Raw genomic sequence first — 13,311 nt, forward strand, 5'->3', positions numbered from 1 at the left:
GGTCAAGCGCGGCTGTGCATGAGGAAAAGGCGGTCGGCGTAGAAGCCAGCCCGGGCAAGTTCGCCGGGGGAGAGATCAGCCGCCGGGACGGGGTTGCGGAAGCGGCGCAGGAAGCGCCGTTCGGCACCGTCCAGGGCGGCATTTTTGTGCCCGAGCCGCCCGGGCAGCTGTAGCGGCCCCAACCGCCAGGGGGCGAGCACCGCATCAAGGCACGGGTTAAGCCGAAACACCCCGTGCCCCCCCGCGCAGGGGCCCGCGCAGTTGCGTCCCAGGTAGAGCACGAAGTTTCCCGGCGCCTCCTGCTCAGCTTCCAGGGCCCGGATCCTGGTGATCTCCCCCTCCAGTTCCGGCAGCGCGCCGCGGTGGGCGAAGCGCAGGGGGGTGAGGCCGCTCTCCGCTACCAGCTCGAGCAAGCCGTCGATGCGGTAGCTGGTTACCTGCGGGTGCAGCAGCGCGTCGGCGAGCCCGGAGCGGCTGGCAACCTCCCCGGATTTTTCGAAGAAACCCCTCAGGCGGGAGTCCTTTCCGCTTTGGCGCACCATCCTGCGCACCTGTTCCGGGTCCCCCACCTTCAAAAGCCTGAGTGCCCGCCGGATCGAGTCTTCCTCCCGGCGCGTGTAGTGGCTATAGACCATGATCCTCAGGATTCCCCCCTCGCCCAGCCGTGCCGCCAGCGCACGCAGCCCCGCCTGCGGCTCCTCCAGGTGGTGCAGCACGCCGTAGGCATCGATGAAACCGTAGGGGCCAGGGACGAGGGCGGGGTCACAGAGGTCGCCGGCCACGAAGTCGATGCCGGAGACGCCGTGCAGCAAGCAGTGCAGCCTTGCCCGCTTGAGGCTCTTTTCGGAGAGGTCGAGCGCCGTGATCGGGACCCCGGGATTGGCCAGCGCGAATGGATACGGTGCGAAGCAGCCGCAGCCGGCGATGAGGATGCGTCGTGCGGCAGGAGGAGGCAGTTCCCCGTTGAAAAGGGACCACAGCGCGCCCAGGTTGTTGGCGTAGGTATCTCGGCGGCGCACCGAGGCGAAGAGGGGGTAGTCCGGGTAGGGGTAGAGCTCGTAGTGTTGGCGGACGCTTTCGGGCATGAGGGAGACTCTAGCGTGCGTTGACCGGCTTGGCAAGGCTTCCAATGAGAAACCTTGATGTCGTCACTGAAAAGCCACGGAAAAAGGGGCCGTCAACATCCCGGCCCCTTCTCTTTCCATTTGATATCCGGCGGCGTCTGCGCCACCGGCGACAAGTGTCAATTATCCATTGTCAATTGTCCATTGATCTCTGCCTACATCACGAACTTCAGCATCGCCTGCGGCGCGAACTCGTTCACGCCCGACACGCCGAACTTGTTGTGCCAGTAGATGACCTCGGTACCGAAGTAAACGCTGTTGGGGGCATCCCAGAACTTGCCCAGGTCGATAAGCAGGCGGGGCTGCGCGTCGATGTTGAAGGCGAGGTTCCCTTCGCTGCCGGCGATATCGGTGAAGCCTTCGAAGATCATGTTGGCCTTACCCACGGTGAAGGGAAGCTGCCAGCAGGGGGTCACCTGCCAGGTGCTGCCAGACTGCTTGGGGTCGTTACGCACGTAGACGTTGAGGTCGGCGAAGTTGAACTTGGGGAGGTTGAGGCTGAAGCCGACGCCGTAGAGGTAGTTGCGGAAACCCTGACCCATTTCCAGGGTCCCGGCCAGCAGCACGTCTTTCACGAACGGTGCGGAGAGGTCGTGGCCGGTGATCTTGCCCAGGGACAGCCTCGGGGAAAGCTCGCCGTAGATGCCGGTGTTCTCCTTCTCGGCGTTGGTCACGTCGAAGAACAGGAAGTTGTCGCCGTATTTCCAGGCGTTGGCATGCTCGATGGTGATGGTGGACTGGGTCCCCTTGTTGCCGGTGTAGGGGTTCTTGAACTGCCCGCCCCACAGGGTCTGGATGTTGGTCTCGTTCCAGACACTCATGCCGGCCTGCGCCTCCTGGGCGGTGAAAGGCGCCAGCAGCAGGGCGGCGAGGGCCAGGGCTTTCAAGCCGGTGGACAGGGCGCTACGGATCGATCTCTTCTTCAAGGTGCTCTCCTTTTGTGGTACATGCTGACTACCTGTCGGTAGCTGAAAAACGCACTTCAGGGGATTGTCGACAGCGCGAGGTACACGCGCAGCGCGGCGTGACGGGCAGCGGTGGGCGTACCGGTATGGGTCGACAGGGGCACTCTCTTCGGGGAAAGTCGCAGGCTGGGGGTGGTTGCTCTGCTAAAGGGGGATACAGCGCAGGAGACGAACCGCTGCGCCCTTGCGGGCGCGACTCACCTTGTCAAACGTTTCCGCTTCAAAAGCGGAGTAAAACTAGCACGTTTTTCGGCGCAGTTCACCTTTTTTTGATCTAATTAAACACTCTAAAAAATTGGTCATACCAAGGCTCTCCATCTCATCAGCGTTTCCATGAGCTTTGGCCCTTACGGATCATCTCTTTCAGCTTCACTTGTAGATGGGATGTTCTAATTTTCAACCATCATGACACCTGCGCTTATTGCCCCACCTTACTCCCTCCCGTGGACCCTCTCCCGCTATATTCATCTTGCAAAGAGCCACCCACTATGGCAATTTTGGCCGACTTCGAGGAGGCCGATCCCATGAACGAGAACAAACCCAGGCTCTTTACCACCGGCGACATCAACGCCTTCTTCGGTCTGATGCTGGACAACATGTCCGGCCTGGTGATCATGGCCGGCATCCTCACCGGCGTATTCGGAATGCCGCGCGACCTGGTCCTGTCCCGGATGCTTCCCGGCAGCGCGGTGGGCGTGCTGCTGGGCGACCTGCTCTATTCCTGGCTCGCCTGGCGCCTGGCCCGCCGCACCGGGCGCAGCGATGTCACCGCCATGCCCTTGGGGCTCGATACCCCATCAACCTTCGGCATGGCCTTCGGGGTCCTCGGGCCCTGCTTCCTGGCCACCAAAGACGCCCACCTCACCTGGCAGGTAGGCATGGCCACCATCGTCCTCATGGGGGTGTTCAAGGTGGCCGCCTCCTTCTTCGGCCCCGCCCTGAGACGGAGCATCCCGCGCGCGGGCCTGTTGGGAAGTATCGCCGCGGTCGCGCTCCTCCTGATCGCCTACCTCCCCTTTTTGAAACTGTTCGCCTCACCGGTGGTCGGCTTCCTCTCGCTGGGCATCGTCTTCATCTCCTTGTTGGCGCGCTACCGTCTCCCGCTCGGCCTTCCCGGCGCCCTGGCCGGCATCGTGGTCGGCACCCTCGCCTACTACATCCTCGGCGCGGCCGGCCTGCTTCCCGGCGGCGCGCCCGCCCCGCTTGCCGCGCCGCGGTTTGCCCTGTACCTGCCGCTCCCCTCCCTCGAGTTCCTGGAGGGCATCCCCCGGGCGCTCGGCTACCTGCCGCTGGCCATCCCGTTCGCCCTGGCTACCGTTGTCGGCGGGGTCGACGTCACCGAGAGCGCCGCGGTCGCCGGGGATGACTACAACACCCGCGACATCCTGCTGGTTGAGGGGGTCGCCACGCTGGTCGCCGGGATGTGCGGCGGCGTCATGCAGTCCTGCCCCTACATCGGCCATCCGGCCTACAAGGACATGGGGGGACGTGCCGGATACACCGTCGCCACCGCCTTGTTCATCGGCGCCGCCGCCGTCACCGGCTATCTCTCCTTCCTGGTCGGCCTGCTCCCCGAGGCAGCGGTCGCGCCCATCCTTATCTTCATCGGCATCGAGATCACGGCGCAGGCCTTCGAGGCGACCAAACAGAGCCACTACCGGGCCGTCGCCGTCTCCTTTATCCCGGTCATCGCCTGCCTCACCACCATCGAGTTCGGGCAGATGCTGGGCGGACTGGGCAAGAGTGCCGCCGATCTCACCGGGGACCTTTTGGCCACCTGGCAGGCCACCACCATCCTCGGCAACGGTTTCATCGTCACCTCGCTCTTGTGGGGTGCCGCCTTCGCCAACGTGCTCGACCACCGCCCGGGCAAGGCCGCCGTGTACCTGCTGCTCTGCTCGGTCCTGACCGCGTGCGGCATCATCCACTCGCCACTCGCCTCGGGCGCCATGTTCTCTCCCCTGGTGCCGCCCCAGCCCATCGTGTGGCACCTGGCTGCCGGCTATGCCGCCATGGCCTTCACCTTCTGGCTCCTCGCCCTGGTCGGCTCCGCCTCGGCCGCACCGGAGTGACCCTGCGTTGGGACTGGCTCCGCAGGTGCCTGCCCCCTTTCCCTTTCGCACCATCGACAGGGCTGCTCCCACAGGGGCGGCCTTTTCTCGTTGCCGCTGCCCGCGTATACGCCCCTGGCAAAAGGACCAGCGTGTGCTAGCATTGGTTGTCACCCGATCATTTGAACGTGACTACTGACATAAATTGCAGCTGCTGCTGTCGCAGGAGAGATTTGATGCTTACCATGCAGGAAATAAAGAATCACTATTACTTCACCGAAACTGATGCCGAGCTGCTCAAAGAGCTCTTACCCCTCGCCCAAAGCAAAAGCGAAGCGATGGTCGAAGAGTTTTACACCTACCTGCTGAAGATCCCCGAGACCGCGGTCTTTCTGCGCGAACCTAAGGACCTGGCCCGGCTCAAGAAGACCCACGCCGAGTGGTTCCTCTCCCTGTTCTGCGGACGCTACGACAACGAATACATGCTCACCCTGCAGTCCATCGGCCAGGCGCACGTGCGCATCAAGGTCAGTGCCCACTACGTCAACGCCGCAATGAACGTAGTGCGCCGCTTCCTGATCGAGATGCTGCAGGCCAATTTCCCGGACATCTCGGTGCGCCGCAAGTACCGCATTGCCGTGGAGAAGATCCTCGACATCAACCTGGACATCATGAGCACCTCGTACCAGGAGGAGGAACTGCGCCGCGTCTTCGTCTCGCACCGGCTGGAGTCCCACCTGATCCACGCCGCCGAGCGCTTCACCTACGGACTTAACCTGATCCTGGTGATCGCCCTGGCCGGCGTCTCGCTTTCCGTGGTGAGCCTCTTTTTCTGGGATCTGGTCCACATCTTCCGGGGCGACTTCGAGAAGGGGATCCTGTCGGCGCTCGGCTCGCTCCTGATCCTCTGGATGATGATCGAGCTCATGGACAACGAAATCAAGACGCTCAAGGGGGGCAAGTTCAACATCCTCATCTTTATCGGTGTGATCATCGTGGCCCTGATCCGCGAGATCCTCATCTCCACCCTGCGCCACGATGCACTGGAGACCCAGGCCTTTCTGGCCGGCACCCTCCTCATCCTCGGCATCGTCTACTACCTCGTGGCCAAAAGCCAGCACAACGGCGCCCACTCCTGACCAGGTCCGCCTCCGGCCCACTCGCACGAGCCACCCCCCAAAAGCAAAGGGCGCCCCGGAAACAGGGCGCCCTTTAGTATTTATTTCAATCAAAGGTCCATCTGGAAATTGGAAGAGTGTGGAGTGTCGACCATTAGCGGCACACGTAGCCTGGCGTCCGCCCCTTTGCGAAAGGGGGGACAGGGGGGATGTTGCATGCTCCGCAGTCAAAGGAGACGCTGGCAAAGCACCTCTGCTCAACCGGCAGAAGTTGCTGTTATTGGGGTAAATAAAAACGGAGTGATGCCGATACGGCTAGCAGTAGGAAGGACCAACTGGAGTTCAGGATGCACATCTATCACCTCATCGAGTTACGTGAAATCAACCCGCCGGCACTCACGCCCCTCTTCTACGGCCGTTACCTCGCCGAGGTGCGCCAGGACGGGACCCTGTTTTGCGACAACCACCAGTTCGCCATCGACAGTGCCACCCCCCCCAGCCCCGGCACCAAGGTCATGATCTGGTGCAGCAGGGACTACTACTGCTGCCCCACCGCGGAGTTCAAGACCAGCTAACTCCTCCCCTTCCCCGGACTGCGTCCCGATCGACCACCCGGTCTGCACTCACGAGGCGGCTCAGTGCTGCGCCTTGCTCCGCCCCGCCCCCAGTACTGCGACAAAGCCGAGCGTGCCGCACAGGGCCATGGTGCCGGCCATGGGGAGCGCAGTGCCGTTGTGGAAAGCACCGACCAGGGCGCCACCGGACGCTCCCAACAGGTACTGGATCGTCCCTAGGAGTGCCGAGGCGCTCCCCGCCGCCTTCTCGAAGGGGGCCAGGGCCAGCGCGGTGATGTTCGGGTAGAGCAGCCCGGTCATGCACAGGCTCGCGAAGATGAGCACCATCTGCAGCGGGAAGCCGCCGAAACCGGTCGCGGTCGCCGCGATGAGCGCAATGCCGGCGCTGCCGGCGACCATGAAGGCAGTACGGGCGATGGCCGCGGGGGAGTGGCGGCGCAAAAGCCGCCGGTTCATCTGCGAGGCGCCGATCAGTCCGCAGGCGTTGACGCCGAAGAAGACGCCGAAGAACTGGGGCGAAAGGCCGTGCAGCTCGATGAAGACGAAGGGCGCTCCAGATATGTAGGAGAAGTTGACACCGGCCACGCACCCCAGGGCGACGGCGTAGCGCAGGTAGTGACGGTTCTTCAACAGGTGCCAGTACACCTTGGCCATGTCCGACGCGCTGCGCCGGATGCGCCGCTCGGCGGGTAACGATTCCGGCAACGCCAGCGCCGCCGCGATCAGCGAGGCCATGCCGAACACGCCGAGAAACAGGAAGATCCCCCGCCACCCCGTCAGAAGCAGCATCTGCCCACCCGCAACCGGCGCCAGGATCGGCGCGAGCCCCATGACCAGCATGAGCAGGGAGAACATCCGCGCCGCATCGGCGGTGTCGTAGAGGTCCCGCACCACCGCGCGCGAGATGACCATGCCCGCCCCGCCGCCCAGCGCCATCACCACCCGCCAGATCAACAGCCCGCTGCCGGTGTGCACCGTGGCGCAGCCGATGGTCGAGGCGACGTACAGCGACAGTCCGAGCAAAAGCGGCCTGCGCCTCCCCCAGCGGTCCGCCAGCGGGCCATACACCAGCTGCCCCGCCGCCGACCCGAAGAGAAAGGCCGACACCGAGAGCTGCACCGTAGAGAGCGGCACGCCCAGGTCCCGGGCCATCTGCGGGAAGGCGGGCAGGTACATGTCGATGGACATGGCGCTGAAGGCCGTCAGCGCCCCGAGGATGAGAACAAAGAGTGTCATCTGGCGCCGGCTCATCTGGCTCGGGTGAGTTGCCGCCGCCACTTTGGTGAAACGCATTACTGTTACCTCACTGCCCGACAAAGTTGCCTCATACAACTAATCGGAGAAAAAAACTACCTCAAGTTGCTGCAGGCCCGGCGCAGCACATCCCGGCAGATCTCCAGTTCCTGCGCGTCGATCCCCTGCTGCGCCTCTTCCAGAATGCCGCGGGCCAGTGCGGTGGCGCGATCCATCAGTTCCTTCCCCTTGTCCGTCAGGTACAGCAGTCGCTCCCGCGCATCGTTGGGGGACGGCAGCCGCACGATCAGCCCGCGCTCCTCGAGTCCTGCGGCCAGCCGTGCCATGGTGGTCTTGTCCTTGGCCGTCTTCTCCGCCAGCATCCCCTGGGGCAGCCCGTTACTGTCCCAAAGCTGCACCAGCAGCGAGTACTGCTCCGAGGTGATCGGCATCCCGTTTTGCTGCAGCACCGCGTTGAAGCGCCTGAGCACGATCCGGGAGAAACGGGAAGCGAGGTGCCCCAGCGACTTGTCCAACTTGTATTCGGTCATGTCGTCCATATAGTTGCACCATACAACTTAATCCATCGCCACGTCAACCCGGTTTTGTCGGTCCGGGACCAAAAGGAGCTGGTCACCTGTCGCATGCCCCTGCTCCCCTTCCCGCCCCCCTGGTCCCCTCTCCCCGTGCGGGAGGGGGCTGGGGGGACGGGGAAGCTGCCATGAGCAGCGCGCATTGTGGCTGCAATGGGCCTGGCAGGACAAAATAAAAAAGCCGGCCGCGAAAACTATCGCGGCCGGCCCCGGTCTTCGACGCTGCGGTTAATCGCCGCGCCTAGTAGTTGGTGAACAAAAGGAGGTTGGGCGACTTCTTGCCGGCGTTGCCCACTACGCCCGTGGTCGCGTTTCCGGTCAAGGCGGCAGCGACGCCGGCGGGGGTGGCCGTCGGGTTCAACTGTAGGTACTGCGCGGCGACACCGGTCACGTTGGGGGTAGCCATCGAGGTACCGCTCAGGGTGTTGGTCGCCGAGTCGCTGCTGTACCAGGAGGAGGTGACGTTGGAGCCGGGCGCGAAGATATCGAGGCAGGCGCCGTAGTTGGAGTAGGAAGCGCGCGCGTCGCTGGAGGTGGTGGCGCCTACGGTGAGGGCGGCCGGGACCCGGGCCGGCGAGTACCGGCAGGCGTCCTGCTTGCTGTTACCCGCGGCGATGGCGTAGGTCACCCCGCTGCTGATCGAGTTGGCCACGGCGTTGTCGAGCGAGATGGAGGCCCCTCCCCCGAGGCTCATGTTGGCCACGGCAGGGAGCTTCTTGTTCCGGGTGACCCAGTCCACGCCGGCGGCGACGCCGGAGGTGGTCCCCGATCCGGAGCAGTCCAGCACCCGCACGCCGACCAGGGTGACGTCCTTGGCGACGCCGTAGTGGAAGCCGCCGATGGTGCCGGATACGTGGGTGCCATGCCCGTTGCAGTCCTGACCGTTACCCCCCAGGGCGTCGTAGCCGATGGAGGCGCGGCCGGTGAACTCGGTGTGGGAGGTGCGGACGCCGGTATCGATGACGTAGGCGGTCACGCCGACGCCGGTGCTGGTGTAGCCGTAATAGCCGTCGAGGGGGAGGTTGCGCTGGTCGATGCGATCCAGGTTCCAGGTGGAGGCGGACTCGGAAACCTCGATGCCGAGGGAGACCGCCTGGTCCTGCTCGATGTACTCGACATTGGGGTTGTGGCGCAGCCCCTGCAGGGCCTGGTCGGGAAGCGTCGCCGCGAATCCCTGCAGCGCGTCGGTATAGACGTAGTGCACCGTCCCTCCCAGCCGCCCTGCCGCCTGCAGCGCGGCGCTCACCTGGTGCCCCGGGCTGCCGGGGCGGAAGACGACGATGTAGCGTCCGGGGATAGCGCGCTCGGCTCCCACACCGTACAGGGGGGCCGCTGCATCGGGAGCGGCTGACGCTGCCTGCGCCAGGGAAACGATACCGAGGAGTGCTAATCCGAATAGTGTCTTGGTCATGACAACTGCCTCCTGTCAACCCGTCATTGCTGCTGCGCCAGCGGCGCCATCAGATCAGCCAAACATATGACTCCCTGAGACTTTTCTCAATACTCCTTTTCCACCACGGCGGCACGGTTCGCCCCTTACCCGTCCAACATCTCGCGCACCTTGCGCAAAAGCTGCACCGGCTGTACCGGCTTCATGATCAGCTGGATCCCATGGTCTAAGATGCCGCGCCGTTCCATGAAGTCGGACGTGTAGCCGCTGGAATACAGGATTTTGGTCCCCGGCTTCAACTGCACGATCTCCACCCCGGCGTCCATGCCGTTTTTCCTGGGCATGATCAGGTCCATCACCACCAGCGCGATGCTCTCGCGGTGCACGGTGAAGAGATCCACCGCCTGCTGGCCATCGACTGCCTCGATGACGGTGTAACCGAACCTGGTGAGAATGGTCAGCAGCAACTTGCGCACCTCCGCATCGTCCTCGGCCAGGAGCAGGGTCTCGGTGCCGCCGCGCGGCGGCGGGAGCTCGACCTGTGTCGCCGCCGCGGCGTCGTTATCTTTTGCCAGCGGCAGGTACACCCTGAAGGTCGTCCCCAGGTCGGGCTCGCTGTAGACGTTGATAAAACCGCCGTGCTGTTTGACGATGCCATAGACGATGGCCATCCCCAGGCCGGTCCCCTTGCCCACCTCCTTGGTGGTGAAGAAGGGTTCGAAGATCCTGCCCCGGGTCTCCTCGTCCATGCCGCAGCCGGTATCGGACATGATCACGCAGGCGTATCTCCCCGGCTCGGGGGGTCCGAACTCCGTCTCGGTCGCCGCCTCGACCTGCGCCACCTCCATGCCCACGGTGAGCGTCCCCCCCTTGGCCATGGCGTCGCGCGCGTTGGTGGCGAGGTTGATCAGCACCTGCTCGATGTGGCCGCTGTCCGCTATCACGGGCAGGTCCGGTCTCGGGCAGTGCACTACCTTCAGGGTGATGTCCTCCCCAATGATGCGCACCAGGAACTTCTGCACGTGCTGCACGATGTCGCACAGGTTGATCCGCCTGGGCTCCATGACCTGCTTGCGGCTGAAGGCCAATAGCCCCTTGGTGAGCTGCGCTGCCCGCTCGGCCGACATCAGGATCTGCTCTACCTCCCCCTTTTGCGGATCGTCCAGTTTGGGATCGGCGGCAAGCAGAGAACAGTACCCCATGATCACCTGCAGCACGTTGTTGAAATCGTGGGCCACCCCTCCCGCCAGGAGCCCCACCGCCTCCATCTTCTGCGCCTGCCGGAGCTGCTCTTCCAGGCGGCGCTCCGCCGTGATGTCGCGCACCGTGGTGATGACGCCGATGATCCCCCCCTGCACGTCCTTGAGCGGGGCGCGGGTGTCGGTCACCCACCCGGAACGCCCGGTCTGCGCCACGGAGAACGGGAAATCTACGGGAGAGGACTCCTCCCCCTCCAGCGATTTGGCGAGCAGCGCCACCACGCCGCTCTCCTTGAGCGCCGGGATGACCTCCTGCGGCCACCGTCCCAGCATCTCGCCGGCACCGAGCCCGGTGAGATGCTCCATGTAGGGGTTCCAGACCTGGCAGCGCAGCTCCCGGTCGTAGACGATGATCCCTTCCTGCGCCCCCGCGATGATCTGCTGGTTGTACTGGCTTGCCTCGAGCAGGGCCTGGTCCGCCTTCAGCTTGGAGCAGGAGATGGCGATGTAGTCGACCAGGTCCTCGTACAGGGCGACCTTCTCCCCGGACATGAGTCCGGGTGCCGGATCGCTGAACTGGAACAGGCCAATCATCTCGCCGTGGGACCGCAGCGGAATCAGGGCTAGCGACTGGAACGACTCGGCCCGGCAGACCGTTTCGGCTCCCCCCTGGGCGGTACGGACCCCGGTCGAGGTCCAGTAACTCCCCTGCTCCCTCCCCTCCCCGACCGCACTCCCGGCCAGGACCTCGGCGCACAGGCAGCGCAAGCCAGTCCCCTCACCCGCGTCGGGCAGCACCATACCCGGCGCACCCAGGCCGCACAGGCCGGCACCGGCGTCCGACTGTTCTTCGGCAAGGCCGATGCTGTGGTAGTACGGATACCCGTCCCCCGAGCGCAGCCGGATACCAATGCCGCGGCACCCGGTGAGGTCCCGGAAAAACCGCCCCGTGCGCGACATCAGCTCGTCGAGGTTCACGGCCTCGTTGCAGATGCGCAACAGTTCGACGGTGGCGTTGCGCCGCATCTCCTCGCGTTTGCGCCCGGTGATGTTGTCGAACAAGGCTACGAAAAAGCCGTGCTCCACGCTGTACAGCGATACCGCCCACCACTGTTCGAGTGGTGCAAGGTAGATCTCCAGGTGTTCCGGGAGTCCCGGATCGGCCACCCGGCCGCAGGCGGCGATGAGCTCGGCATTGGTCTCGCGCACCCGGGGGAGCACCTGCGAAACCCGCCTGCCGACCAGTTCCTCGACCCCGGTCAGCTGCAGCAGGGCGCGGTTCACGTTCAGGAATACGAAATCGTCCACCGCTCCCGAGGGCTCCCGGACCAGGCGGCAGGAAGCAAACCCCTCCAGCATGTTCTGGAACAGCTGCTGGTAGTCCTGCTTGCTCTTTTGCAGCGCCCGCTCCGCCTGTTTTTGCACCGTGACGTCGCTCAGCATCACCAGCAGGCAGGGAATCCCCTCCAGCACCACCACGTCGGCCGCGTAGAGGACATCGATCACCTCACCCGAGTTGCGCTTCAGTTGCAGCTCCTGGCTGAAGCCGTTCCCCGCCCGGATGGCCGCGACGATCTTGCCGCGGGTCTCATCGTCGAGGTAGATGCCTAGTTCCTGTGCGGTGCGGCCCAGCACCTCCTCCCGCTGAAAACCGAGCAGGCGCAGCCAGGCCGGGTTCACGTCCATGAGTCGCCCGTCGTCGACGGCAGCAATTCCGATCGCCACCGGCGCGTGGTCGAAGATGGTTCGGAAGCGGTTTTCGCTGTCCCTGAGGGCCGCCTCGGTCTGCTTGAGCTGGGTGATGTCCACCAGGGTCGAAAGGATGACCCGCTCCCCCCCCACCGTCAGCAGTTGCGACGACAGCTGGGCGACGAACCGCTCCCCGTTCTTGCGCAAGAATTCCTGTTCCCACCCACGCAGCGTCCCAGTCTCCCGCAACTGCCCCAGGAAGCGCTCTACGTCGTCCCGATTGGGCCAGATGTGACGCCCCGACCTGCCGATCGCCTCTTCCCTGCTGTACCCGGTCAGGGCCTCCCAGGTCTCGTTCACATCCAGGAAGATGCCGTCCTCGAACCGGCTCAGGGCGATGGCTGCCGGATTGCCGGCAAAGGCGCGCGAGAACTTCTCCTCCGACTTCAGCAGGGCCTCTTCGGCCTGGCGCCGCGCGGAAACATCCTGGAGCACCGCCAGCACCGAGCTTGCTCCGCCGCCGCTGGGCAGGAGGTTGAGCGTGGTCTGGCAGTAGATCGACGCGCCGTCCCGTCTCAGCAGGCCGAGTTCCGTCTGCACCGCCTCACGTCGGCTCCCGCCCAGGCTGCCGAGGCTCTCCCGACAGGTCTGCCGGTCCTCAGGATGGGTCACGGCGAACAGGTCCATGTCCAGCAGTTCCGTTTCTTGGTAGCCGGTCATGCGGCAGAAGGCGGGGTTGACCTTGAGAAACCTGCCGCTGACGGGCTCGAGCCTTGCCTCGCCGACGCTCGACTCCATGAACATGATGCGGAACTGTTCTTCCGTTTCCTGTAGACGCTCCTCGGCCATGCGCCGCTCCATCTCCAGGAGCTCGATGCGCGCCTCAGCCAGCTTCGCCTCGGAGCTGCTTGCCTCGGCGCGTGCGTCCGTCTCGCCGTCGAGGGCCGTCTGCAGCCGCTCGTGCAAATAGCCGAACAGGATGCCCATAACGACGAAAACGAGAACCGAGGCGAGGTGGCTCGGCTGGTACAGCAGCAGCGAGAACGGCGGCGGGATGAAGACATAGATGATGAGCAGTGCGGAGATGACGGTGGCGGCGACGGCAGCCCGTTTGCCTCCCAGGCGGGAGCTGAGATAGACGGCGGGGTAGAAGAGCAGGTAGGCGAATGGTTGCAAGTAATTCCAGAGCAGCAACTGGAGCGCGCAGGCCAGGAACGGGAGCAGAAGTGCCAGTAGAACCTTCTTCTTTGTAGGCACTTCGTCCAAGCGTTCCTCCTTCAGTGCACACTCAGGAGCTGATCATGCACCCCGAGGTTACTGACAATGAGTAGATTTTGAACTCTATCAGGAAGAACGAGATAGGAGTTTCCGCAG

General features: G+C 64.2%; 9 protein-coding genes. 3 read left to right on the plus strand and 6 right to left on the minus strand.

The features are described from left to right. Nucleotides 1-2: 2 nt before the first annotated feature. Nucleotides 3-1,085 carry a class I SAM-dependent methyltransferase gene (locus K7R21_RS13450; RefSeq protein ID WP_224983813.1) on the minus strand — a complete coding sequence of 361 codons (1,083 nt, stop codon included), beginning with the start codon at nt 1,083-1,085 and terminating at the stop codon, nt 3-5. Nucleotides 1,086-1,279: 194 nt separating this feature from the next. Further along, nucleotides 1,280-2,050: a DUF5020 family protein gene (locus tag K7R21_RS13455; protein ID WP_224983814.1), complete on the minus strand. Its 771-nt coding sequence runs from the start codon at nt 2,048-2,050 to the stop codon at nt 1,280-1,282. A gap of 527 nt (nt 2,051-2,577) precedes the next feature. Between K7R21_RS13455 and K7R21_RS13460 the strand changes: the two genes are divergently transcribed. The 3 genes from K7R21_RS13460 to K7R21_RS13470 all read left to right on the plus strand — a co-directional run bounded on the left by K7R21_RS13460 (nt 2,578) and on the right by K7R21_RS13470 (nt 5,833). Further along, the gene (locus K7R21_RS13460) at nt 2,578-4,161 is read left to right on the plus strand and encodes a SulP family inorganic anion transporter (RefSeq protein ID WP_224983815.1); all 1,584 of its coding nucleotides are present in this window, start codon (nt 2,578-2,580) and stop codon (nt 4,159-4,161) included. A 215-nt stretch (nt 4,162-4,376) separates the two neighbouring features. Then, nucleotides 4,377-5,279 (plus strand): protoglobin domain-containing protein, encoded by a 903-nt coding sequence (locus tag K7R21_RS13465; protein WP_224983816.1) that lies wholly within the window; start codon nt 4,377-4,379, stop codon nt 5,277-5,279. 326 nt (nt 5,280-5,605) lie between these two features. Beyond that, entirely contained in the window at nt 5,606-5,833 is a 228-nt protein-coding gene (locus tag K7R21_RS13470; RefSeq protein WP_224983817.1) for a hypothetical protein, read from the plus strand. 60 nt (nt 5,834-5,893) lie between these two features. On the opposite strand, the gene K7R21_RS13475 is transcribed toward K7R21_RS13470, so the two are convergent. The 4 genes from K7R21_RS13475 to K7R21_RS13490 form a co-directional block, all read right to left on the minus strand. Beyond that, complete coding sequence (locus K7R21_RS13475) at nt 5,894-7,126, minus strand: multidrug effflux MFS transporter (protein WP_224983818.1); 1,233 nt, start codon at nt 7,124-7,126, stop codon at nt 5,894-5,896. A 56-nt stretch (nt 7,127-7,182) separates the two neighbouring features. After that, nucleotides 7,183-7,626, minus strand: a complete 444-nt coding sequence (locus K7R21_RS13480; RefSeq protein ID WP_224983819.1) for a MarR family winged helix-turn-helix transcriptional regulator — start codon at nt 7,624-7,626, stop codon at nt 7,183-7,185. Between the two features lie 274 nt (nt 7,627-7,900). Further along, the gene (locus K7R21_RS13485; protein WP_224983820.1) at nt 7,901-9,070 is read right to left on the minus strand and encodes a S8 family peptidase; all 1,170 of its coding nucleotides are present in this window, start codon (nt 9,068-9,070) and stop codon (nt 7,901-7,903) included. A 125-nt stretch (nt 9,071-9,195) separates the two neighbouring features. Continuing rightward, nucleotides 9,196-13,194, minus strand: coding sequence for a PAS domain S-box protein (locus K7R21_RS13490; protein ID WP_224984906.1), 3,999 nt, complete (start codon nt 13,192-13,194; stop codon nt 9,196-9,198). Between the last annotated feature and the right edge of the window lie 117 nt (nt 13,195-13,311).

This window comes from Geomonas agri (assembly GCF_020179605.1).
Classification (GTDB): Bacteria; Desulfobacterota; Desulfuromonadia; order Geobacterales; family Geobacteraceae; genus Geomonas; species Geomonas agri.